Source organism: candidate division WOR-3 bacterium, from assembly GCA_016934535.1.
In the GTDB taxonomy this organism is placed as follows: Bacteria; SDB-A; SDB-A; order SDB-A; family SDB-A; genus JAFGIG01.
In genome coordinates, this window is the sequence record JAFGSQ010000042.1 from 21132 (window position 1) to 46480 (window position 25349).

20 protein-coding genes are annotated in these 25349 nt (G+C 43.3%); 2 read left to right on the forward strand and 18 right to left on the reverse strand.

All coding sequences use genetic code 11. The features are described from left to right. Complete coding sequence (lepA, locus tag JXL83_06545; protein MBN2363771.1) at window positions 1-1803, reverse strand: elongation factor 4; 1803 nt, start codon at window positions 1801-1803, stop codon at window positions 1-3. A gap of 193 nt (window positions 1804-1996) precedes the next feature. Here lepA and JXL83_06550 point away from each other — a divergent pair, with 193 nt between their 5' ends. Beyond that, window positions 1997-3391, forward strand: a complete 1395-nt coding sequence (locus JXL83_06550) for a transglycosylase SLT domain-containing protein (protein MBN2363772.1) — start codon at window positions 1997-1999, stop codon at window positions 3389-3391. An 18-nt stretch (window positions 3392-3409) separates the two neighbouring features. Next, window positions 3410-4900 carry a hypothetical protein gene (locus tag JXL83_06555; GenBank protein MBN2363773.1) on the forward strand — a complete coding sequence of 497 codons (1491 nt, stop codon included), beginning with the start codon at window positions 3410-3412 and terminating at the stop codon, window positions 4898-4900. Window positions 4901-4950: 50 nt separating this feature from the next. Here JXL83_06555 and JXL83_06560 read toward each other — a convergent pair whose 3' ends face one another. The 17 genes from JXL83_06560 to JXL83_06640 all read right to left on the reverse strand — a co-directional run bounded on the left by JXL83_06560 (window position 4951) and on the right by JXL83_06640 (window position 25270). After that, a complete protein-coding gene (locus JXL83_06560) occupies window positions 4951-5100 on the reverse strand; it encodes a hypothetical protein (GenBank protein ID MBN2363774.1) in 150 nt (49 codons plus the stop codon). Window positions 5101-5126: 26 nt separating this feature from the next. Then, the gene (locus JXL83_06565) at window positions 5127-5954 is read right to left on the reverse strand and encodes a hypothetical protein (protein MBN2363775.1); all 828 of its coding nucleotides are present in this window, start codon (window positions 5952-5954) and stop codon (window positions 5127-5129) included. Beyond that, window positions 5951-7999 (reverse strand): hypothetical protein, encoded by a 2049-nt coding sequence (locus tag JXL83_06570; GenBank protein ID MBN2363776.1) that lies wholly within the window; start codon window positions 7997-7999, stop codon window positions 5951-5953. The genes JXL83_06565 and JXL83_06570 overlap by 4 nt, the downstream gene beginning before the upstream one ends. Further along, window positions 8000-10075: an adenosylcobalamin-dependent ribonucleoside-diphosphate reductase gene (locus JXL83_06575; protein ID MBN2363777.1), complete on the reverse strand. Its 2076-nt coding sequence runs from the start codon at window positions 10073-10075 to the stop codon at window positions 8000-8002. Beyond that, window positions 10072-10767, reverse strand: a complete 696-nt coding sequence (locus JXL83_06580; GenBank protein MBN2363778.1) for an anaerobic ribonucleoside-triphosphate reductase activating protein — start codon at window positions 10765-10767, stop codon at window positions 10072-10074. The genes JXL83_06575 and JXL83_06580 overlap by 4 nt, the downstream gene beginning before the upstream one ends. Window positions 10768-10785: 18 nt before the next feature. Next, window positions 10786-12912 carry a ribonucleoside triphosphate reductase gene (locus tag JXL83_06585; GenBank protein ID MBN2363779.1) on the reverse strand — a complete coding sequence of 709 codons (2127 nt, stop codon included), beginning with the start codon at window positions 12910-12912 and terminating at the stop codon, window positions 10786-10788. A gap of 9 nt (window positions 12913-12921) precedes the next feature. After that, entirely contained in the window at window positions 12922-13386 is a 465-nt protein-coding gene (gene nrdR / locus JXL83_06590; protein ID MBN2363780.1) for a transcriptional repressor NrdR, read from the reverse strand. 151 nt (window positions 13387-13537) lie between these two features. Next, the gene (gene buk, locus JXL83_06595; GenBank protein MBN2363781.1) at window positions 13538-14671 is read right to left on the reverse strand and encodes a butyrate kinase; all 1134 of its coding nucleotides are present in this window, start codon (window positions 14669-14671) and stop codon (window positions 13538-13540) included. Window positions 14672-14707: 36 nt separating this feature from the next. Then, on the reverse strand, window positions 14708-15460 hold the full coding sequence (locus JXL83_06600) for a hypothetical protein (protein ID MBN2363782.1): 753 nt from the start codon (window positions 15458-15460) through the stop codon (window positions 14708-14710). A 9-nt stretch (window positions 15461-15469) separates the two neighbouring features. Further along, entirely contained in the window at window positions 15470-18913 is a 3444-nt protein-coding gene (dnaE, locus tag JXL83_06605) for a DNA polymerase III subunit alpha (protein ID MBN2363783.1), read from the reverse strand. Continuing rightward, window positions 18914-19747, reverse strand: a complete 834-nt coding sequence (locus tag JXL83_06610; GenBank protein ID MBN2363784.1) for an HlyC/CorC family transporter — start codon at window positions 19745-19747, stop codon at window positions 18914-18916. It lies immediately after the preceding gene. After that, entirely contained in the window at window positions 19744-20421 is a 678-nt protein-coding gene (locus tag JXL83_06615; protein MBN2363785.1) for a DUF502 domain-containing protein, read from the reverse strand. Before JXL83_06615 ends, JXL83_06610 begins: the two co-directional genes overlap by 4 nt. A 4-nt stretch (window positions 20422-20425) precedes the next feature. Beyond that, window positions 20426-21043, reverse strand: coding sequence for a hypothetical protein (locus JXL83_06620; GenBank protein ID MBN2363786.1), 618 nt, complete (start codon window positions 21041-21043; stop codon window positions 20426-20428). After that, window positions 21036-21872: a hypothetical protein gene (locus tag JXL83_06625; protein ID MBN2363787.1), complete on the reverse strand. Its 837-nt coding sequence runs from the start codon at window positions 21870-21872 to the stop codon at window positions 21036-21038. The genes JXL83_06620 and JXL83_06625 overlap by 8 nt, the downstream gene beginning before the upstream one ends. Continuing rightward, window positions 21869-22483, reverse strand: a complete 615-nt coding sequence (locus JXL83_06630) for a hypothetical protein (protein MBN2363788.1) — start codon at window positions 22481-22483, stop codon at window positions 21869-21871. Before JXL83_06630 ends, JXL83_06625 begins: the two co-directional genes overlap by 4 nt. Before the next feature lie 18 nt (window positions 22484-22501). Beyond that, window positions 22502-23809 carry a hypothetical protein gene (locus tag JXL83_06635; GenBank protein ID MBN2363789.1) on the reverse strand — a complete coding sequence of 436 codons (1308 nt, stop codon included), beginning with the start codon at window positions 23807-23809 and terminating at the stop codon, window positions 22502-22504. Window positions 23810-23932: 123 nt separating this feature from the next. Continuing rightward, complete coding sequence (locus JXL83_06640; GenBank protein MBN2363790.1) at window positions 23933-25270, reverse strand: 4Fe-4S binding protein; 1338 nt, start codon at window positions 25268-25270, stop codon at window positions 23933-23935. Between the last annotated feature and the right edge of the window lie 79 nt (window positions 25271-25349).

The following is a 25349-nucleotide window of genomic DNA, read 5'->3' on the forward strand; positions in this document are numbered from 1 at the left end:
TCAGTCCTCGCTTTCCAGAGAAAGAACGCTCATGAAGGCTTCCTGAGGTATTTCGATTTTTCCGAATTTTTTCATTCTTCGTTTTCCCTCTTTTTGCTTTTCGAGCAGTTTTCGTTTTCTGGTTATATCACCTCCGTAGCATTTAGCAGTTACATCTTTTCTCATTGGTTTTAAAGTCTCACGAGCAATCACTTTTCCGTTCACTGCTCCCTGTATGGCTATTTCGTAAAGTTGTCTCGGAATGGCCTTCTTAAGCCTGATGCAAATCCTTCTCGCTGTCTGATATGCTTCGTCGCTTTGAACGATGACCGAAAGCGCGTCTATCGGATCATTGTTTATCAAAAAATCCAACTTCGTCATTTTCGCCGTTGAAAATCCGGTCCATTCGTAATCGAGAGAGGCGTATCCCTTCGTTGAAGATTTCAAAAGATCATGAAAATCGACTATCACGCTTGACAATGGCATTTCATAATCTATTCTGACGTGGTTCTGCGTGAGATATTCAATTTTGCGCTGAGTCCCTCTTTTCTCGTGACAGATCTTAATGATGTTGCCGAGGTACTGTGATGGCGCATGAACAGACACTTTGGCAATGGGCTCTTCAATCAATTCAATTTCTGAAGGAGGCGGAAGATCTGAAGGAGAATTCACTTCCGAAACTTCACCGTTTTTCAGAGTCACTCTGTAGGGAACTGTAGGAGCCGTCACGACCAATTCCATATCGAATTCCCTTTCCAGTCTTTCCTGCACTATATCCATGTGCAGGAGACCGAGAAAACCAGCTCTGAAGCCCATGCCAAGCGCGAACGATTTTTCCGGAGAAAAGACTATTGCCGAATCGTTTATCGAAAGCCTTTCCAGGCTTTCTTTGAGCTCTCTGTATTTGTCGTTGGTCGAAGGGTAAAGTCCCGCATAGACCATTGGTTTCGATTTCCTGAAACCCGGAAGAAGTCCAACCTCGCATCCCGATAATGTCATTGTGTCGCCTATGTTGACGTCCTGAAGAGAGCGTATTCCAGCGGAAACGAAACCTACTTCACCGCACGCGAGTTTTTTTGTTTCGTGGATTCCGGGGGAAAAATACCCCAAATGCTGAACGTCGTATTCCTTACCTGCGCCGACGAGTTTTATCCTGTCACCCGCCTTCAATTCTCCGGAAACGATTTTGACGAAAAGCACCGCTCCCCAGAATTCGTCGTAATAACTGTCGTAAACGAGAGAAGTCAATAGTGATTTAATATTTTTCTTTGGAGGCGGGACGAGTTTTATTATGGATTCAATGAGTTCAGGTATTCCAAGACCCGTCTTAGCGCTTACTGCGACAGCATTTTCTGTGTCAAGCCCGAGATATTCTTCTATTTCAAACCTGGCTTTTTCTGTATCAGCCGACGGCAGGTCAATCTTGTTTATAACCGGAATTATTTCCAGACCCTGATCAAGTGCAAGATACGCGTTGCTCACGGTCTGAGCCTGAACTCCCTGGGTCGCGTCGACGACGAGAAGGGCTCCCTCGCAGGCGGATATGGATCTTGAGACTTCGTAAGAAAAATCTACGTGCCCGGGAGTGTCTATGAGATTCAGCTGATACTCGTGCCCGTCCAAAGCTTTATATTTCATTCTGACGTTGTGAGATTTTATTGTTATCCCTCTTTCTTTTTCGAGGTCCATTTTATCCAGATACTGTTCCAATTTTATTCTCTTCGGGATGGTTTCCGTTTGCTCCAGAAGCCTGTCTGCCAGTGTTGATTTACCGTGATCTATGTGCGCAATGATGCAAAAATTTCTGATTTTATCCTTGACCATGCATGTATCTATAACGACAGTCAGATGTTTGTCAATCTAAGATTTAACTTCCATATTTTCCGGATTGCCGAAAACCGCGATTTAGAAATATTATAAAACTGAACAAATACTTTGAAAACGTTTACAAATTTCTTTCTTCGTGATTAAATAAACATTGTTGATAAAGCTTTTAAATAACGCAAAAGGGGCTTCAATGCGCAAAATATTTTCGAGAGCATTGTTGTGCGCTGTTTTAACGGCGACATGCTGTACTACTTACCGACAGACATCTGATACCAGCCAATACACTGCTACCGAGGATAACGTCCTATACGTAGAATCGGTTTCAGCTGACACTCTCGCTTCAATAATGCTGACTATAGCCGAAGAGCAGTTCACGCAGGCTAACGAGGCTCTCAAAAGCTCGAACTACATACTCGCACACCAGATAGCAAACGACGGTATGAGATACCTTCTCGACATACCAATAGAAGACGTTCAGGACCCGTTTCTTGTGAGCAGATATAACATCAACCTCCGAAGGCTTTCTTCCGCTCAGATCAGGGCGGCAAACTCACTTTGGGGTTACCCGGTAATTGAGACAACAGACCACTTGTTGATTCCCATTGACATAGACGCGTCCGACAGACTCAAACAGGCTCTAAACTACTGGACTAACACAAGCGCAGGCAGAAACACTTTGATAGCATGTCTGAGAAAAAGCGGGAAATATCTTCCTCTGATAGAAGAGGTTCTTGAAGACTACAATCTCCCGCACGACATCGCTTTTCTCCCGATTATCGAAAGCGGATACAGCCCGGGAGCTGTTTCTCCGGCTTCTGCTGTCGGTATTTGGCAGTTCATCCCGGGAACAGCCCGCAATTTCGGCCTTTCTATAAACAATTACGTGGACGAAAGAAGGGACCCTTACAAATCATCGATAGCCGCAGCGAGATACCTTTCATCTCTGTACGAGAGATTCGGAGACTGGAAACTCGCTTTCGCCGCTTACAACTGCGGAGAAGGAACAGTCGAAAGAGCCATCAACAACGCGGGAACAAACGATTTCTGGAAACTGTCCCTCCCCAACGAGACAATGACATACGTTCCCTGGGCTCTCGCCGTCATGCTCGTTGCACGAGAACCCGAGTTATACGGCATGTCCATCAATTACGAAGACCCGATGGAATATGACACCGTTCATCTCAACGGCCCTGTCGATCTTTCGGTCATAGCCAACTCGACTGCTTCAACAAAGGAAAAAATAAAGGAACTCAACCCTCACATTCTTCAATCCTTCACGCCGCCCGGAGAATATCCGTTCGTCCTCAAAATTCCTTCAGGCACGAGAGAAGTTTTCAGGACTAGTTTCGATGTGCTTCCTGATTCTCTCAAATATCTTTCAAACACTCAGATAACGGTTCAAACCGCACCTGTCACCCCGACGGTTGTCTGGAGATCATACACGGTCAGATCGGGTGACACTCTTTCGAGAATAGCCAGAAGATTAGGAGTCGCCGTTGAAGACCTCAAGCGCTGGAATCCCAACGATGCGGGAGGAAGATACCTTCAGATAGGCGCTTCTTTGCGATATCAGATAAGAAGATAATTTCACTCAGGAGGAAAGATGAGAAAGGTTTTGCTAATCGCAGTATTGCTGGCGGGTGTTTTAATCCTTCACACGGGATGCACAAAAAAACCTCAGATGGGACAGATTGAACTTGCGACTCTTGTCCCTTCAGACATTCCGATGTTTATTTACGCCGATCTGCAAAAAATAAACGCGGACGCAATTTTTACAAAAGTATTCAAAGACAAAACGGAAGATTTCGATTACGAGGAATTCAAGCAAAACGGCTTCGATCCGAACGGAAAAATCGGTATGATAATGCTCGATGTTTCCATCACTCCTCAGGAAAACGGTTCGGTTCCCACGTTTGCCGTATTTGTCCCTTCCTCAAATCCGGAAGGTCTTCTCAAATATATAATTGACATGGCGAAAAAGGACGGCGAACCGACAATTACGGAAGACGGCGATTTCACTATTGTTAAAGACGAAGACGACGAAGTTTATTTTTCCGTTTACCAGAGCTTCGTAGTCATAGGCATGGGTGAAAAAATAAAAGACCTCATGAAACAGGTCAAAGAGACTAAACCCGAAAATTCTCTCGCCACGAGCCCAAATTTCCTGGAATCATACACTTCAATCGGAATGTCCTCCCCCGCTTTGTACGCTTACATAGGCGGAAGCTTTTACGAAGTACTTGAGAAGAGCATCAAAGAAAGCATGGACACTCTTGATGAAAACACAAGAGCTCTGTTCGACATGCCCGAAATTGAATACGCGGTAGTAGGCGGCGACATTGAGCAGAAAAGAATAGTTCTTAAATCTTACGCAAAATACGGAGAAGACATTACGAACCATCCCATGGTCTCGTTGTATCTTTCAGATCTGCCTCAGGGAGTCAGCTCCCTGAACGATATCAACGGAGAAATAACTCTTTACATGAGGCTCGTCATGAACTTTATGTCTCTCAAGCAGTTTATTTCTCCCTACATGGGAGACGAGATTGATTTCTCCCAGATCGGAATGACTGAAGACGAATTCTGGGGAATGCTGAGAGGCGACATTCAGTTAATGATCGGCAATCTTAACATGACCGCACCCGAAGCGGGAGCGATCGTAGGCCTCAACAATAAAGAAGCACTTATAAAAGTCATGACAATAGCTGTTGCCGGAGCCGGCGGTGCTTTAAAAGGCCAGAACGATTCCTACACTTACACTCAGGGCGAGAACAAAATAGACATTAACATCAGCGAGTCTGAAGTCGTCGCTCTCATGAACATGCAGTCTTTCTCCGGAACGGGCGTCTCGCTCAGGGAAAAACTTGAAGAGTCGGGAATAGAGAATCCCGATCAGTATCCGGTCATTATATACGTTGACGCGCAAAAAATTCTCCCCATGCTCAGAATGTTTTCGCCTGAGATAGGACAGAAATTTTCATTCGTGGGAACAATTGCTTCGGCGAGTAAAGTCGAGGAGACTACTTCGACCGGAATTTTTATAGTCAACGGATCCGGCGAAAACATACTGGAAGATATTTTATCTTCTTTCTGAAAACGGCTGATTGAAAAGGCGGGATTCCATCCCGCCTTTTCTTGACCTGATTAAACAGATTTTATCCATTCTCCCGTTCTGATTTTTTCGGAATCAATGAACAACGATTCGGGAAAATTACTGTCTATGAATTTTTTCAGTATACCGTATTCTCTGAAGGGTCCTCTGTCGCAATATATAATTTTTTTAGAAAATCCCATTTTCTTCAGATAATACAACTCCGAGACTATTCCGTAGCCCGGCTTTGTAATAACGCAGTCAGCTGAAAGAAGAATATCGGGAAAAGGAATTCTCGCCGTGGATACAATATAAACATTTTCAGAAATTCTCCTGTCTTCAAAGCCTGGTACAAAAACCGAAACGTCTTTCTAAAAAAATCCAAGCTTTTGATGGCGTCAAATCCGCCAAAAGTGAAAACGACTGCTTTTTGCCCCTCATTTAAACCGAGAACAGCTCTCGCTTCCCTCTCGCTGGAGAAAGACGGTTTTCTGCAGACAAGGCCGGTTTTATAAATTTTTCCAAACATTTCAAAACCGCCCGAGAATGGCAAAAGATAAGCTCCGTCAGCCAGAATGTACTGATTTTTAAAAAAATAATTCAATTTTTCAAAACGAGTGTCGTAATTCTCAAAACCTTCCATTATCCAATCCCAAGTGAAATTTCCCACTACCCAGACGGGTATATTCAATCTCCTCGCCGTCGTCACGGGAAGGGGAGAAACATCAGAAAAAACTGCAGAAACTTTTTTTTCAGAAAGGAATTCAGCCTCTCTTTCAACAAGATCGGAGTATTTTTCTATAAAATCAGCGTTTTCATCTAAAGTCTTTCCAATATCAATCTCGAGTGCATTTTTCTGCGCCACTCCGGAGTCAATTATACAGGTTCTGTAAGATGCGGCTTTTATTCCGCCAAACCCCAGAAATTCCGCTGTTTCCGGTGAATGACCACTGACTATATGAGTTTCAAATCCGCTAAAATTTCTGATTATTTCAAAACTTCGGGTCATGTGTCCGAAACCGTGAGCCGAAATATAATAAGCGACAATTCTCTTCATCGTGTCAAATCTACAAACAGCATTTCTATGTCCGAAAGACCTGCCGAATCCTTAGACCAAGAATTCAGAGCCGAGAAAACATCTTCGCTGAAAACTTCGAGCGAAAAAGACGAAGCCCCGCCAAGTATTTCAACCAATCTGGCTTCGCCGAGTTTTTCGTACCTTATGTTTCTCAATTCCATGATTTCAGAAGTGCATGCAAAAAGCAATTTGCCCTCTGTCCGCTTTTCTTCCGAATATTTTTCCACTCCCTTTTTGTCAATTAAATAAACTGCTCTGCAATTACCTGCGTATATTTCGGTTTTTTCGGAATCAAACATCACGACAAATGACTCGGTTACGTTCAAACCTGTCATCCCAGAAACAGCGACATTCAGGTCCGATCCGTTTTGTTTTTCATAAACGAAGTGAAAAGTCAGAAGATTGACAAGTTTCAGCCAGTCTCTTGCGTCGTTTTTCCAATCGGCGAAACCGGCAAATATCCGCCCATTTCTGTTGAGGCAAAAAACCGTGTTGTTTCCTGTGTTGTCTCCAGTAATACTTTTAATCCTGATGTTCTTGTCACTGCATTTTTTCAAACTGGCGATAACTTCTCTTTTTGAATTTTTGTACTCTTCAGACCTGACTGATTTTTCAATTCCTTCAATTCTGACAAAAGAAGCAATGAGTCCTGAAATCCTTTTTGAAAATCCGACAAGTTCTTCTGTAAAACTTTTTTCCAGAGGCCCTGCCGGTTTATTGCCTATCGCCATTGCAGCGAGGTCCCAGCCCGAGAAAAACGGCAGCATCCAAAAACCTTTTTTTCTTGATATATTGAGCATGTCTTCAACGCACACGTTCTTGAATCCGAAGCTTGTTTCCTCATCAAAGACTATCAATTTTCCTGAGCTTTCGATGAAATTCACTAATCCGTCTTTTCTGTTTCCATCAAAGCCGTCCGGATAAACTCGTTCACCACTATCGGATGCATTCACGAAGAATGATTTGTCTTTTCGAACGTATACGCTGCATTCTGAACAGTTCAATGCTTTCTTCAGGTTTTCTGACAATTTTTCAGCAAATTCATTTGTACTTTCACTGCCGTTTATGCTTCTTTCAAAATCCAGTAAATGTTTCAGTCTCTTTTTAGGATTTTTGTATAGCGCAGAGAAAAAAAGTGCGTAAAAATACCTGAAACTCCATGAAAAGATCAGAGCGCCAAGCATACCGAATATGAAAAACCTTGCCTTGCCCGTAAAAGTAAAACAAACGGGTAGAACGGCAAAAAAACAAAAAACTGCAGAAGACGACAATAAAGACAGAAGTATAACAGCTATCTTTCTTGAAGGGGTTTCTTTCAAAACAGGAAAAAAATCCTCATACAAAAAAAGAGCCATTGGTGCAGTCGCGGCTAAAAAGGTCGCTTCGGGAAAAAGCAGCACTGAAAGAAACAGCCCGATTAAGGATAAAAACGCTCCGACAAGAAAATGCTCGCCCTTTCTTCTGATCCCGACACTTTCGCTTTTTCGAACGGAATCTGCCGCCGAAAAAACAAGAAAAATCACTGAAACCGAAGAAAGGAATATTAATGCCGTCTTGAGAGATGAAACGGTTGTATTTTCAGCAATCCAGACTGTCAGCAAAAAAGACAAAAAAGAGAGGGGAGGAAATAAATACAGCAGTCTCAGCAATATATAACCCGATTTTCTGTAAAAAGGCTTTTCTTCCGGAAAGACGAAAGCGAGATGGATTACCAGGGTCGGGATCAAAGACAGAGCAGCCCCTTCCAAAACAACAGTTCCGGATATCATGCCTGCGAACAGGAAAGAGAAGACAATGCCCAAAAAACAAACGAGAAAAGAGTGTTTAGGCAAATTGATTTTCTTAAAATTTGAAAATAGAATCAGAAAAGACAGAAAAACAGAAGCCGCGTAAACATATAACGATCCAAGCCGGAAATATCCGAAAAACAGGGAAGCGGATAATAGCAGAGTCGCGGCTAAAAGTGACGAAGCGGCCAGAACGCTGATGACACTCCTGTATTCTTTTTGTCTTGAACCTTTCATTTATCCTCCGCACTCCTCGCATCCGCCGGCGTATTCCGAATCGACTGTTTTGAGTCTGCATGATTTGTCTTTAGGCTTCATGAGAACCTGATTGTTTTTACTGCCGTCTCTGTATATTGTTATTCCTTTGCAACCAAATTCGTAAGCGTTCAGGTAAACTTCCTCCACTTGTTTATGTGTCGCGGTGCTCGGAAAATTAACCGTTTTACTGACGGCATTGTCCGTATATTTCTGAAATGCTGCCTGTATTCTGACGTGCCAAATGGGTTCAATATCATGCGCCGTTTTAAAAACATTTTTTAATTTTTCGGGGATATTTTTCATTTCTTTAAGCTTTATCCCTTCTCCAATAGCTGATATGACAGCCCTTTTGTCAATTCCTTCTCTGTCAAGCGCGTCGTTGAGCAATCCATTTACTTCCAAAAAATGCGTTCCGTCCAAAACGTTTCTTATAAAAACGAGATCAAAACACGGTTCGATGCCGCTCGCAGTTGCGGCAATTATGCTTATTGATCCTGTGGGGGCTATCGTCGTCAATGTGGCGTTTCGTCTCGGTTTTTCATTTCTTTCAGCCATTACACTTAGGCTGTAATTGGGAAAAGTTCCTTTTTCTGCTGCAATATCCTTAGAAGCCAGGTCCGCTTCAGTTTGGATGAATTTCATGACTTCTTCCGCTTTTTTCTCTGCGGCCAAAGAGTCGTACGGTACTCCGAGCAAAATCAGAAAATCGGCAAAACCCATCACACCAAGACCGATTTTTCTGTTTTTTTTGACAGTTTCTTCTATCAGAGGCAGAGGATATCGGGACACGTCTATAACGTTGTCAAGAAACCTCACGGACGTTGCGACAGTTTCTTTTAATGAATCCCAGTCCACCTGATTGTTTTTTACGAATTTAGAAAGGTTAATGGAACCGAGATTGCATGCCTCGTTGGGAAGAAGCGGTTGTTCTCCGCATGGATTTGTCGCTTCGATCAAACCAAGATTTTTCATTGTATGAAGTGAATTAATCCTGTCTATGAAAATGACTCCGGGATCTCCGCTTTCCCAGGCTTTTGAAACGATAAGCTGAAAAATCTCATTGGCATCCGCTTTAGCCGTCTCTCTGCCATTTTTGGGATTTATCTGAGAATAACTTTTTTTCTGGCGCACTGCTTTGAGGAAATTGTCTGTCAACGCAACTGAAATGTTGAAGTTTGTAAATTGACCTTCGCTTACTTTTGATGTGATGAACGAAGCTATATCTGGATGGTCAACTTTGAGAACACCCATGTTCGCTCCCCTTCTTTTTCCTCCCTGTTTTATAACTTCAGTAGCGATGTCGAAAACCCTCATGAAGGAAACGGGACCGGAAGCTATACCGCCAGTAGACCTGACTTCATCGTTTGCGGGTCTGAGCCTCGAAAACGAAAAACCGGTTCCGCCGCCTGTCTTGTGTATCAAGGCGGCATATTTTACTGCATCAAAAATACCTTCTATGGAATCTTCTACCGGTATGACGAAACAAGCCGCAAGCTGAGGGAAATCTGTTCCGGCATTCATCAATGTCGGCGAATTCGGAAGAAAAAAGCCTTCGTTCATATTTCTAAAAAATTCTTCTTTCCAGTAATCAGCCTTTTTATCAGAAAAAAATTTTTCGGCAGAAGAGACACATTCCGAAACTCTTTCGAACATCTCTTTTGGAGATTCAATGACGTTCCCCTCTATATCCTTCAGCAAATAACGCGATCTGAGAACTTCCAACGCATTTAGAGGAAGTTTGGCCTCGTCTTTTTCTACACCGAAAATCACCTTTTTAGCCGTTCTCAGTGCAGCGTGCTCCTGTCTGTAGAGAATGTACGCTTTAGCGACTTCGAAATAATCCTGTTTCATCAGTTCGTTTTCGACAATGTCCTGAACTTTTTCTATGTCAATTTCTGTTTCTTCTCTTTTTTCGATTTCCTTAATGACATTATCCGTGACAATTTTGACCGGAACAGGATCCAATCCCTTGGCTGAAAAGGCTTTGGAAACCGCTTTTTCAATTTTAGATTTATCGAAATCGACTATTTGTCCGGATCTTTTTTTTACTTTCATATAAATCCTCTCGAATTGACTCGCGCAAACCGCGACCTTGCAATTTTTATCATTTTTTCGACGATTTCATAATCGTGGGGTTTCAAGTTTTTAAATTCGGGATCGAGTGTCTTGTCAGGGACAAATTGCTGCAAAACCAAATCCCTGTCGCCGCCGAGGATTGAACTGATTTTGTTCATGTCTTCTTCCTCGACCAGACCCGGCACTACAGTTGTTCTCAATTCATAACAGATACCGGCGGCGTCGAGAGTCTTAACTATTTCTAATATGCCGTCGAAATTGAAGCCGGCATTAACTGCCTTAAAATATTTTTCGGGCGAGCTTTTTACGTCAATAGACACAAAATCAACGCACTTCATCTCAGCTATTCCGGCAATCATACCTGGATTTGAACCATTGGTGTCCAGTTTGACAGCGAAATGATTTCGTTTGAGAAGCACCATGAAATCAATTAAATCATCATGAATTGTCGGTTCACCGCCGGAGACGACAACCGAATCTATTAGTTTTTTTCTTTTTTTGAGTGTCTCTATGATTTCATCGACCGTCTCGACGCCTTCTTTTTTTATAGCGACAAGCTCAGAATTGTGACAAAAAGGGCACCTGCAGTTGCAGCCCTGCGTGAATAAGACCGAACTTATCCTGCCGGGATAATCAATGGAAGAAAACGGAAGAAAACCTCCTATTATCATCTGCGAGCTTCAATTTAATCAGACGACTGCGGCCGCAAACTTCACTGCTTCTCTCTGGAAAATCTGATCGTTTTGGCGATGAGTATCTTTTTGAATAATGTAGGTTTTTCTCTGAGCAAATTCTTCTTTCTTGCCTTTGTTCCAGTTTTTGACAGGCCTGTAATATCCCACCACTCTGCTGTATATTTCAGTCTCTCTGCCGCATTTAGGACAGGTTGCAACGCTTCCTTTGATATATCCATCGTCGGGACACACCGAAAAAGTCGGGGAAATCGTGAAATACGGAAGGGTGTATCCGTACGCGACTCTTTTGACAACATTTTTTATGCAAGTGCTCTCTGCGCTTTCGCCTAGGAATATGTGAAGTACGGTTCCTCCCGTGTACTTTGCCTGTAACTCTTCCTGATGCTCGAGGACTTTGAATACGTCGTCCGAGTAACCGACGGGAAGAAGGCTGGAGTTTGTGTAATACGGATTGTTTTCTCCGCAGGCTATTATGTTTCTGAACAGCTTTTTGTCCATTTTTGAGAGCCTGTACGAAGCGCCTTCCGCTGGAGTGGCTTCCAGGTTGTAAAGGTGTCCGGTTTCCTGCTGATATTTTATTAGTTTTTCTCTCATGAAATCAAGCGTCTTCTTGGCAAACGCTTTTCCTTTAGGTGTCGAAATATCTTCGTCAGGACCGAAAAAGTTTATTACGGATTCGTTTACTCCGACCAGGCCGATTGTTGAGAAATGATTTGCCAGAGATCCAAGATATATCTTACTGTAAGGAAACAATCCCATATCCATGTTTTTCTGAACAATTTTCCTCTTAATTTCCAAGCTGTCTCTTGCAATGTCCATTACTGCCGAAAGCCTTCTGAAAAATTCGTTTTCGTCTGAAGAGAGATATCCGATTCTCGGCATGTTTATGGTGACGACTCCTATGGATCCAGTCTGCTCACCGCTTCCGAAAAGACCTCCTGTTTTATTTTTCAGTTCTCTGATGTCGAGCTGAAGACGGCAGCACATCGATCTGACGTCGGAGGGTTTCAGAGAACTGTTAACAAAATTCTGAAAATAAGGAATGCCGTACTTCGCGGTCAGTTCAAAAAGAAGCTCCACGTTTTCGCCTTCCCAGTTGAAATCTTTTGTTATGTTGTAAGTAGGTATTGGAAATGTAAAAATTCTTCCCGTCGAGTCTCCTTCCATCATGACTTCAATGAAGGCTTTGTTTATCATGTCCATTTCTTTCTGAAAATCGCCGTAGACGAAATCTGTAAATTCAGTCCCTATTTGAACCGGTTGATTTTTCAGATCGGGAGGAACCACCCAGTCAAAAGTCAGATTAGTGAAAGGAGTCTGTCCTCCCCATCTTGAAGCGACATTGAGGTTGAAGACAAAAGACTGAATTGCCTGTTTGACCTGTCTGTAATCGAGATTGTCTATACGCACATAGGGGGCGAGATAGGTGTCGAAAGAATTAAAAGCCTGCGCTCCCGCCCATTCATTTTGAGCCGTACCCAAAAAATTGACTATCTGGCCAAGCGCAGAGAGCAGATGCTTAGGAGGTTCTGCAGAAACTTTGGCGGGAACTCCTCCGAATCCGTTTGTCAAAAGGCTCCTTATAGACCATCCGGCACAGTAGCCGGCTATACCCATAGAAAGATCATGAATGTGTAAGTCGCCGTGTCGGTGGGCGTAAGCTATCTCAGGGGGATAGATTTTGTTCAATGAATAATTGGCAACGACACTTCCGGCTGCGTGCAAAAGAAGGCCGGAGAAAGAATAATCAGAGTTTGAATTTTCCTTGACTCTCCAGTCGCTTTGCAAAACATAACTGTCCAAAGTTTCAACCACGTCCAGAAGGGATTTTCTCACGTCTCTTATACTTTTATGCTGTTCTCTGTACAGAATGTATGCTTTTGCCGCATCGTATTCATTGTGCTCGAAAAGCTTTCTTTCTACTATGTCTTGAGTTTCTTCGACTTCAGGATAGTACAGGTTTTCAGATGTTCGCAGGATTTCAAATGTCTCGAAGGCGATTTTCCGGACTTTTTCTTCGTTTTGGGTTCCAACCGCATCGAGAGCTTTTCTAACCGCATCTTCGATTCTCTGGATGTCGAACGGTACTATTCTGCCGTCTCTTTTTTTCATACAGCTCATTTCTCTCATCTACTTCTTACCTCCGTCGTCGAACATCTTTTTGAGCTCTTTCAGGAACTCTTCTTTATCTTTGAATTGTCTGTACACTGATGCAAATCTGACGTAGGAAACTTCATCGAGGTTTTTCAGAGCTCTGATGACTTTTTCTCCGATTTCTTTCGAGGGTACCTCGACTTTGGAAAGTGTGTACACGTCAGTCTCAATGTCGTCGACAATTTTTTCTATCTGCTCTCTCGATATCGGTCTCTTTTTACAAGCCAGTTCAATCCCTTCAAGGAGCTTTTCTCTGCTGAACGGTTCCCTTCTGTCGTCTTTTTTTACTATCATGAGTGGAACTTTCTCAACGTATTCATAGGTGGTAAATCTTTTAGAACAAATCGTGCATTCCCGTCTTCTCCGCACGGAGTGTCCTTCTTTGCTGGGCCTCGAATCGACAACTTTATTGTCTTCACTACCACAAAACGGACACCTCATATTGCCTCCTGTGAATTGATCCAGAAGCTATATTTTGTGGTATCAAATAGATTTTGTCAAGGGATTGTATAAAATATTTCTATTTTTTTTCTTAGGCTATAAAGCCCGCTGTTGCGATTTTTAGAAAAATACATTAAAGCTTTACTTTAATTTAGTAGGTTTGCGCAGGAGAAATTCCATTCAACGCAAGATTTGCAGCGTCCTTCAAGGCTTTCATCTCGTCTCCCCCAGGAATGCAATAGAACGGAGCCATCCATTCTATCCTTTCTCTTATAAAATCGACTATGAACCCGCAGTAGGCAATTCCTCCGGTAAAAATAATCGCGTCCGGCTTTTTACAGAGAACCCCGCAAAGAGAGCCGACCTCTTTGCATATCTGATAAGCCATGGCTTCTATGACTTCCCTTGCTTTTTCTTCTGTTATGTCATAGTTTATCTGAGCTCTTTCCGAAGCAGTCAATGTTTTTCCATCAACAAATTTTTCGAGAATAATAAGATCCGAAGTTCCGAGATAGGCTACAAGTCCGCCTCTTCCCTTGATTTTCAGTTTGATTTCCTGATGGCTGTATTTTCCAGAAAAGCACATTTTAGCAAGTCCCCCGGAAGGAACTCCTCCGCTCCTCTGAGGAGTGAATGGTCCGTCTCCGTCCAGTGCGTTGTTTACGTCCACGACTTTTCCTTTTCTGTGAAGTCCTATGGACAGACCGCCACCGCCATGAACTATTATCAAATCGAGTTCTTCGTAGGGTTTTCCGATTTTATCGGCAACAATCCTCCCCACTCTCCTCTGATTCAGTGCGTGAAAAATAGAAAGGCGTGGATTCTCGGGCATTCCGGAATACCTCGCCCATTTCCACATCTCGTCGACAACGACCGGATCGGCTATGAAAGCGTCAATTTTTTTTTTAGAAGTTTCAAAAACCTTATCTGCCAAAGCTTTGGAGAGGATACCACCTAGATTTGACGGGTGCTCTCCGTTGAGGCCGTTTTTAAGGTCTTCTATCATCTTATCGTTGACAAGATATGTCCCTCCCTGTATCGGTCTCAAAAGACCTCCCCTTCCGATGACAGCGTCAATTGTGCTTAAGTCGATTTTCTTTTCATCGAGAGTTTTGAGTATCAGATCCATCCTCATCTCGAATTGTGATATTACGGTTTTGGATTCGTAAGGTTTCATATGTTCCGCTGAATACCTTGTCACCGCGTGAAATGTTTCTTTATCACCCTCAAAATAACTGAGTTCGTCGCTGGTGGATCCCGGATTTATTACCAACACTCTGTACATCTTTTCTCTCCTCGAATGTATGTTGCCGTCAAATAATCAAAAAAGTCCTTCGTAGGTTATTTCCATGCATCGGGATATTTCCGACCATCTGGTTCCGGACGCACCATTTTCGGTAATGTTTATAAAGTAAAAAGCCACGCTTAAATCCATTGACGCCCAGACTTTGGCACCGGCATTCAGGTATCCCCTTCCTTCCCCGAATATTCCGTCTTTTTCCATGTCGTTCAGCGCGAATCTGTAATCTGCCAGCACTTCAACAATGTTTTCAAAACATACCTGTCCGCCAAGGAAGACATCGACAGGGTTCTCTGTGCTGTCGGCATCTGGTTCAAAAGAGAATCCGGCGTGAAGTCCGGCGTAGTCAAAAACGTCAAAAGCCTTGCTTCCTACCAGATAAAATTCGAGCGGCTTTCTGTAAAATCTGCTGTAAGACCTGTCATAGGAACCGTATCCGTAAGAGCTGTAACCTATTGCTATCGCAGGAAAAAATATGTTCTCCTCTATCATTCTGAAACGTGCTTCTATGAAGGGGTAAGGGTTCCAATCGGGATCTCCTTCTCCTATTATATTACCTCCGCCGTAGCCGAGAAGCACATAAAATCTGTTGATAAAAGATACACCGGTGTATCCTGTCAGCCTTCCTCCCGGATCTTGCCTGAGATCGAATACATATCCTCCGTGCGGCGGCACGCCGGCCGTCGGGATTTCTATTACTTTCAAAGGCTGGAAATCGGCATAAAATATCTTTGAAACAGTCAACAATATAACCGCGGTCAGTGTTTTCTTCATAGCAACCCCCTAATAGCTGATTTCAGCCACATATTTGACTTTGCCTCCGTATTCGATAATACTCTCTATCTCGCTAACAAGAGATTTGTCGAAACAGACGCCCAAGTCGCTTTTTAGTTTGATTCTCCTGTTCCTTTCTTTAATCAGAAAAAACACTTTGTATTCTCCCGAATGAAGATCTATCGCATCTTTTATGTCTTTCAGCACCTGGTCTCTTACTTCGCCTTCCTTCAGTTCTATTTCCAGGCTTTTTATACATTCCGACAAAGCCTCGTCGACAACCCTTATTTCGTCGGCGTAAAGAATTCTGTTTCCATCGACGTTCTTCAATTCGCCTTTGACGGCCAAAAGTTTACCTACATGTTTGTTAATCCAGTTTTTAGGTTCTTTGCTCATTTTATCGCTTAAGAATACATCGAGTTTAGTGTTTTTTTCTTCGAGAGTCAGATTGACACCTTCCTTTACATTTTCGGCTTTCATCAACAATCCGGCAACGAAACACCCGTTGTTGCCGTTTCTGATGAAATCCCCCAATCCGTATAATCCCCGGAAACTTATGAATTTTTTGTATTCGTCCAAGGGATGAACATCGAAACTGAAACCGAATGCTTCGTTCTCCGCCTCAAGTTTTTCTTTATAAGTCCAGGCGCTTCCTGTCATTTTGTCTTTGTCAATGTCAATGAGCTCATTTTCGCTGAAAAGCGCCATCTGACCCATGAGGATCTGTTTTTTTTTCGAAGAAGCTCTTTCAAAACCCTCCTCTATTGAGTCGAGCAGTTTCTTTCTGTCAAGATTTATCTCGTCGAAAGCTCCTGCTTTCACGAGAAACTCGACGGTTCTTTTTGTCGCCGAGTTGAAACTTATTCTGCCGAGGAAATCATCGAAGCTTTTAAACGATCCGCTTTTTTCCCTTTCAGAGACAATTTCGTGAGCAGCTTTTTCACCGACGTTTTTTATCGCTCCGAGAGCGTATCGCACTCCTTTTTTCTCGACCAGAAAATTTACCCCCGAATGATTTACGGAAGGAGGAAATATTTTTATCTTTAATCGCCTCGCTTCATCAATGAATTCGGCTATTTTATCGGTGTTTGAAATTTCAGTGGTCAGTGTAGCCGCAAGAAATTCAACTGGAAAATGCGTTTTCATATAAGCAGTATAATACGCGAGAAAAGCGTAACCGGCTCCGTGCGATTTGTTGAAACCATAACCGGCGAATGGTTCTATCATTTCCCATATACCCTGAGCTGTCTTAGCGTTGATAGATCTTTCCTGCGCTCCTTTCAAAAAGTTCTCTTTTTCGCTTTCCATCACTTCTCTCTTTTTTTTACCCATGGCTCTTCGGAGGATGTCTGCTTTTCCAAGATTGTAACCGGCCACAGCACTTGTGATCTGCATGACCTGTTCCTGGTAGATAGGTATTCCGTAAGTTTCTTCCAGAATGTCTTTGAGGGATTCGTGTAAATAGTCCGATTTTTCCTTTTTGTTTTTCCTTGCAATGAATTTGTCTATGTGATCCATCGGACCCGGCCTGTATAGAGATATAATTGCTATTATTTCCTGAAGTGATTTCGGCTTCAGCTGAACGCACAGATTTTTCATTCCCCTTGATTCAAGCTGGAAAATGCCTTTTGTCTCACCCGAAGAAAGAAGTTGAAACGTTCTTTTATCGTCGAGAGGGAGTGTTTCGACGTCGACGGTTTCTCCCCTCGTTTCGCTGACGAGCTCAACCGTTCTCTCAATGGCAGTGAGAGCGGTCAAGCCGAGTATGTCGACTTTAATAAGGCCGACATCGGTTATCGAATCCATGTCGAACTGGCAGACGATCTGTCCGAACTTGTCTTTCCTGAGAGGAACAAAATCTGTAAGGTTGCCTGGAGCTATTATAAAACCGGCCGCGTGAATTCCAGGTTGTCTTTTCAACCCTTCAAGTTTAGAGGCAATCTGAATGAGTCTTTCAAGCCTTTTGTCTGAATCCACTTTGTCCTTGAAGCCGCTCTGATTGCCTGAATAAATCCACTCGACATCGGAACGAGGATCATCCGAAGGTTTGTCTATGAAATACGTCTCCGGCATTTTCGATGAAAGCTCATCAATCTCCTTGGGAGTCAAACCCAGGACTTTCGCAACGTCTCTTACCACCTGTCTCGCGCCAAGGCTCGCGGCAGTGCCAATGTAACAGACAGCGTCCTCCCCGAATCTCCTGACCATATATTCTATAACCATGTTACGTTTGTCGTCGGCAAAATCCAGATCTATGTCGGGGGCCGTTATCCTTTCCGGGTTTAAAAACCTTTCGAACAGAAGACCGTAATTCATCGGATTTATCGTCACTATATCGAGGCAGTAAAGGACCATGCTTCCGACGGCTGATCCCCTTCCGGGGCCGACGCTGATTTTCATTTTTTTAGCTTCTCTTACAATATCGGCAATTATGAGGAAATATCCTGCATACCCTGTTTGTGAAATCACATCGAGCTCAGCTGTTATTCTTTTTCCTGCTTCATCGGGAACTCCGGATAGAAATCTTTTTTTAGCGCCTTCCCAAGTCAGGTGTTTCAGAAATTCCATCGGGGTGTCAAACCCTTCGGGAATTTTAAAGTCAGGCAGTCTCGGTGAGTCAGGATACAGTTTCATCTCAAAGTGACATTTTTCCGCTATTTTTACCGTGTTTTCAAGCGCTTCAGGATACTCTTTGAACAATTCGTACATTTCTTCCTGTGTCCTGAAATATATGCCCTTGGGACTCGTCAGTCTGTCTTTGTCCTCAAATGTCTTTTTTGTGTTAACGCAAAGAAGAGCTTCGTGAGCAAGATGATCTTCCTTATCCAGGAAGTGTATATCGTTCGTCGCCACTATACCGACACCGGTTTTTTTAGCCAGTTCGACTTGCGATCTGTTCAGGAATTCGTTTTCAGAAATCCCTATGTCCATTAATTCAAGAAAAAAATCACCTTTGAAAATCTCAGAATAGATTCCAGCGAATTTCATCGCCCCGGTCTCGTCGCCGGCCAGAATTCTTCTCGGAATTTCTCCGCTCATGCATCCTCCGAGAGCTATCAGACCTTCCGAATACTTTTCGAGAATTTCAGTATCAATTCTCGCTCTGCCCCAGTAATATCCGTCGAGGAAGCCTATGGAAGAAAGTTTGACGAGGTTTCTGTATCCCTGTTCGTTTCTGCACAAAAGAGTCAGGTGTCTGAATTCGGAAATTCTGCTCTTAGCGGACACGCCTCCGGGGTCAACGTAGGATTCCATTCCAATTATGGGCTTTATTCCTTCCTTCTTGCACGTCTTGTAGAATTCCACGGCTCCGGACATGTTGCCGTGATCCGTTATGGCTATCGCTTTCATTTTCAAAGCAGACGCCTTCTTCACCAGTTTTTTTATTGAAATAGCTCCGTCGAGAAAACTGTAATCTGAATGAACATGAAGATGAACAAAGTCTTTTGCCATTTATTGTTCTTTCTTTTTCACTCTCAATTTGATTATCTTTTGTCTTGTAGCATCAATAACTTCGAATTCGAGATTGCCGTCGGAAAATTTTTCACCTTTTTTGGGTATTTTTTCCTGTTTGTCGAGAACGAATCCCCCTACTGTGTTGTAATCTTCTGATTCGAGATTTAAGTTCAGCAGATCATTGAAATCGGAGAATTCCATCCGCGCGTTCACAAGATAAGAACCGTCCTCCTCCACAGAGAAATCTTCCTCTTCCTGTTCCCTCGTGTCTTCTATCTCCCCAATTATCTCTTCAACAAGGTCTTCAAGGGTCACAATTCCGCAGACCCCGCCGTATTCATCGACCACCATGGCAATTGAAAGATGCCTTTCCTGAAGGTCTTTTATTGTTTCCAGAACCGTTTTACTTTCCGGAATAAAATGAGGCAGACATGCAAAATCTATCGCTTTGTAAGGAGTTTCAAGAATTTCGTGCAGAAAAGGTATGACATCTTTTATTTTCAATATGCCCACTACGTCGTCAATGGTGTCCCCGTAAAGGGGTATTTTGCCGAAACGGTGAAGTGTGTACGCTTCTATTATTTCGTCTATTCCTGCCGTCGCAGGCAGAAAAACAGTTTCAACTCTCGGCACCATGATTTCCTCGACTCTTGTGCTCGTCAGATACATTACGCCCTTCAGAATGTCGGCCTCGGCTTCCGATATGATACCTGATTCTTTCCCTTTGTTTATTACGGTTTCGGCTTCTTTTTCCTTGTTTTCTTTTCTGTTCTTTATCAGTTCTCTAATAAATTCAATTATTTTTTTTCGTTTATTTGATTCTCCGTTCATGTCTCGGTCCCTTTTTCATCCTCTCTTATTTTTATGTTTTTTCTGGGCGTGATTATGCCCCCTGAAACAACCACTCTGATCCCCTCCTCAATAGTCAGTTCTGTCATCTTTATTTCCTCCTCGGGAAGCAGGAGATAAAAACCTGAAGTCGGATTCGGCGTCGTGGGCACAAACACCGACCCGAGATTTGTTTTTTTTCCGTCTTCGGAACATTTTTCAACCCACGATTTAGTGTTGGTCAAAAATCCTAACGACCAGCATCCCGTTCTGGGATATTCTATCATGACAACTTTCTGAAAAGCTCTTTTGTCGAGAAAAAATGTTTCGGTAAGCTCTTTCACTCCGTTGTAAATAATCTTTATGAGCGGCAGTTTTGTCATGAGGGCATTAGTCCATCTGATTAAAATCTTGCCTATGAATGTTCTCGCGACGACTCCGGTTATAAATATAAATGCGACCAGTAATATAAAACCCATCAGGTCCTCGACCAATCTGGGAAAAGGAAGATACCTTGCGAAAGGTTCCAATACAGTCCCGCCAATCTCGATGATGAACTTGAACACGAAAACAGTCAGACCTATCGGAAGAAGAGTCACCACTCCCGTAATAAAAATATTCCTGATTTTGGCTTTAAATCCATGCCTGGAACGAGGCAATCCGTCTCGATCGTCCATGACTTTATTTCAAAATGCGGAGCCAGTCGTGCATCAAAAAATAAAACCTTCCTATCAACAGGGATATTCTTGCCATCACAGTGTATCCGAATGACGCACCGAATGTGATCATAAGAAAAATCATACCTGTTCTCGCTCCCGCTCTGAAAAGCCATTTATGCTCTATGGAGAAAAAGAAATAGAAAAGACCTGTGGCCGTACCGACGAGAAGAAGTATCTCGCCTGCGGAAGAAAATAAGTTTCCGTTCCACAGCGGGACAATGGCTGAATAAACCTGTTCGTAAAGATTCGATTTCAGAAACGTAACGAAGCCGTAGCCGGCTCCTATTCCGACAACAAAAGCAATTGAGATGTGAGAAAACCACCTTGTTTTATCAAAAAGCTGAAGGATAATGAACAGAGAAAGGGCTGCGGGAAATACGTAAAGAAGATTTCCTCCCCTGAGAGGCATTATCAGATTTGGAACCACGACGTCGTGCCAGCCCTGAACCAGCAAGTAGCCCGCTGATACTCCGACGTAGATCGATTCGGCAATTTTGTAAAAAACGTTGTCTTTGTACAAAAAACTGAATATCGCGAGAGTCAGAAAACCCGCGATCCAGATCCCAACCGTCTCAGTCAATTTTTTTCCCTCTCTTCTGTATGAAATAAATTACGTTGCCGAATAAAATAAAAGCTATTATGCATATATGCGCTATCGACTGCGCGTCCATTCCGCTCGACGCCATGCCGGGACTATCGAGAAGCTGTTCGTAATCCGCCGCTCCTGCCATCCCTCCGATTAGACCGATAAGTTGACCCGAATTGAAATACGGAGAATACGCCGGCGCGCTGACCGCTGTGCAACCGGCTATAATATTTTTTCCGTATTTATCCTTGCCTATCTGAACCCAACCAATCACACCGGGATCTCCGGCCGACAATGTAACTATCACGGCGATTTTGTCGAGATTGAAATTGACTTCTTTAAGGACCTCAATGTCTTTTGTGCTTCTGCCCGTCAAATCTCTGGGACACGTTTTTTTTATGTCTCCAGCAATATTGTCAATCGCGACAACTCCCCCCGACTTATATCCCAGGTTGACGAAATTTATCCACCGTTCCTTGTCGTATTTTAGCGCCGCTTCATTGAGCGCGTTTTCCGCGAATCTCACTCCCTGGGGCCACAGGGCGACCGTTATGACGTTAACGTTTTTTGAAAATGCATGCTCAATAATCGATTTACCCATAGGATATAATTCAGGCGCTGCGGCAGGATCAAAATCGAAGGAAACAAGTATGATAGAATTTTCGGGCAGGCTGTCTATGAAAGCGAAGGAAGAATAAACCGCCTTGGAATCCTCCTTGTCGACAATTATCGGTATCCGGAGAGGAAAGAGAAGCGGAACAACTACAGCGAGCGCTATGAAAAGAAATATTATCCTTCTGTCAAGTTCGAATATTTTCTTCAATTCAGGTATGACCTTTCAATGCCGAATATTATCCTCAGTGACGTAGCTATAACGCCCAGAGCGGCGCCGATCATTATTGCTCTCTGCCCAGCAGTGTTTGGAATTTCCATTATCCAGGCCTGCGCCGCCGGAAGATACGAAAAAATTATTTTTCCTATGGGTACCCTTCCGAGCATAACTATTATCGCTGCTGTCAGCAGGAGGCCTGCTTCGAGATTCCTCGCTCTGAATGCGCGAAAAGACGCCGATGCGACAAAAAAAGCAAGAAGAGAGAACATCGTCGCATTCAACGGAGTGTAAAAATGCCTGAAAATAAAATCAAACGCCGAGCCTTCCTCCATACCTCCTCCCCATCCTGCAAATACGGTGACTAGAAGCGTGAAAATAATGACGGCGGAATAAAACCAACCCCTCCTCTTTTTCATCATCTTCAGGAAATTCACTTTCAGAAGGTTCAAAATCCCCAATATCATTGCAAAGACCGCGACGACCATGTACCAATTCTTGAGAGTGTTGGCCGCCTCTCCAACCGGGTAACGAGGAACGAAAAACGACGCGATTATAATCATCCCGCTGACGAATGTTATTGCGAGCGGTACGTATCTTTTCATGTTAAAAAACCGCCTTTGTTATCCCGTAAAAAAAATATTTTTAATAATATTTACCCCGAACGAAGCGAGAATACTGCCTGCGACGATAGCCGCTATTGCGGCGGCTTTTCCGAAATCCTGCGCCTTCAGACTTCCGATCAAGTGAGGATCGTTCGACATGTAGGCGCTGGCGGCGAAAAATTCTTCGCCGATTAAAGTGTAGTCGCAAGCCGCAACAAAAAAGGGCAGTTGTGAAGGGTCGGCGGTCCCCGATATCTGTATGGCTCCAATTGAATGTCCGGTTTCAGCCAATATCAGGGATTCGGCATAAAAATGACCCATAAGAAAAACAGTGGCCGGTTTCTCTCTGACCATTATTCCGTCAACCGCGGCCGCGTATCCGAATTGATCACCGGTAAGATAGAAAACCGAATTTTCATCGTAGGAGTCCGGTCTACCTTCCTGAATGTATGCCTGTCTGACTATTTCTTTTGCCGTGTTGTAAGCTACAGGGGCGATGGAAGGAACAGACAATTTGCTCTCATAATTAGCCACTCTTCTTGCGACTCTGCCGAGAATTATCATTCCCGCAATGGTTTGAACATCATCCATGTCCATTATACCTGGGATGAACAACACATCCTTACCCATCTCGGTGGCTCTGCCGATGGCTTCGTCGACGGCATCAATTCCGCTCAGTTTTCTTATGAAATACTTCTTTCCTCTGCCGGCGCTTCTTATGAAAAAAATGAGAAAAAAAGTAAATATAAGGCTTCCAGCAAACATCGAAATGCTCGACTTGGAAAACCACGGTTTGTAATAGCTCATTTTTTCAGATTCGGCAGAAGTCAGGTTATGGTGTCCGTCAAAACAAGCAATAGCAAAATAACTGTATTTTTTTCCTTCGAGAATGTCTTCGTCTGCGTAAAGAGACGAATCCATCTTTAAAGAAACCGTGTCATTTCCGCACACTTTAAAAAGCATGACACTGTCGGGATAGATCCATTCTCTTCTGCCGTCTTTCACTGGGGGAAGTTCTGTGTAAATTCCCGTGCTGTCCAAACCGAATATCCCGTATGATATCTCAAACCTGAAAGTGCCGCTTTGTTCCGAAGAAAACTTCGCGGTTTCTATCTTGATTACTGAAGGAAAATTCCTCAAACAAAGTGTGTCGTCATAAAAAGGGATTTCAGTGATCCCGTCAGTTTCCTCTTCTTCCCGCGCCTCCTGAGAAGCTGAAACAGCAGTTTCCCGTTGAGCTGGAACGATTATTTTTGAAACAAAAAATGAAACTGCCGACGACAACAAAAAAAGGAACAGCAATAAAACGCCTATTGTTTTCGACATATAAAATTAGAATATTTTAAAACAAATCCACAGTCAAGCAATTAATTGACCGGCTTCACAAGACCACGATTCTCAGATAATTAAATGTCGGCAGATTTTTATACTCTTATTCTTCAGTCTCGCCTATTGTGTGTCCTTTGAATGCTTTCTGTAGAAAACCTCGAGAAAATGATGGCATTGCTGAGGCCTGTAAAGCCCGTTCATAATTGCCTTTGCCATGTGTTCGCACGACATGTAACCGCACGCGGCGCAGTTTTTTATGTCTTCTTCGGTGAATTTTTCCATTTCCTCGTACAGAGCCTTTATCCCGTCTTCGTCCGGGTCTTCTAGTGTTTTGTAATTCTCGGATTTGTCCGTGTATTTTCTCGAAAAATCTACGTCATTCATGTCTTCGAGTATTTTCTGGAGTTTTGAAAGAGCGTCCGGGTCAGGATAATTCTCTTTTTGCTGTTTTTCGAGCCTTTCACTCTGCAGTTTCAGTATCTCGTCTGTCGTCCTTTCGTCGTAATTCGTCCCCGTGCCTCTGTTGCAGCCGTGAAGACAGTTCAGTATGTCGACGAGAATTACGTCGCATTTTTTATCTTTTATTTCTTTTTCGAGCTCCTCGAAAAATTCCTCGTAAATTTCCTTGCCTTCCGTCCTTCTCACCTGATGCATTTTAAGCGGCACGTTATATCTTTTGAATGTCTCAAAAAGGCCTCCGGGCTGTGAATACAGAATACCTCTCTCCGCTTCCATCGGTCCGTCAAAATCCGTCGCGGGAAATTTTGAAAGATCGATTCCGTTTTTCTCCAGATATTTTTTAAGATTGGTTATTGTGACATTGTATGTTATCTGGCCCTTCGTGTTCGGGTCCTGAAATTCGCGGCTTTTTGCTATGCAGGGGCTTATGAAGGCATGTTTCATTCCAGGGTGTTTTTTGTGGACCCATGCTGAAATGTCCATAACAGGACTGCCTGTCGGGGCTAAATAGGGTAAAAGTTCCGGTTTGTATATCTCTATAAAACTCACCACGGCAGGGCAGGGTTGAGCTATGACAGGTGTTTTAGCTCCCGCCTGTATGGCTTTCAAATACTGATACGTTGTTATTTCGGCGCCGAAAGAGACGTCGAAGTTCATCTTGACACCAATCGATTTGAGCCAGCCCAAAAGATTCTTGAGCTGTCCCGGGAAATTTACGTCTACAGCTGGCGCTACGAGAGCGGCAATGTTCTCGCCTTTTTTCAGGTCTTCTATGAATCTTTCCGTGTCATCAACTATGATTCTCGCATCGTGAGTACATGCTCTGACACAGTTCCCACAGCCAATGCAGAGATCGTGATTTACGGTGATGCCTTTCTCCAGGTCGGAAGCGTCGTTGCAATACTTGACCGGGCACACCTGAATGCAAACGTGACATTGAACGCACTTCTCACTGTCTACATCTACGACAGTCGGCAGGTGAAATTTCATCTCCGGCATTGCATCCTCCATTTTTATTCTTATAAAATATCAAAAACCTTCCCTCAGATCATCGTCTATGCTTTTACCGAGTATTTCC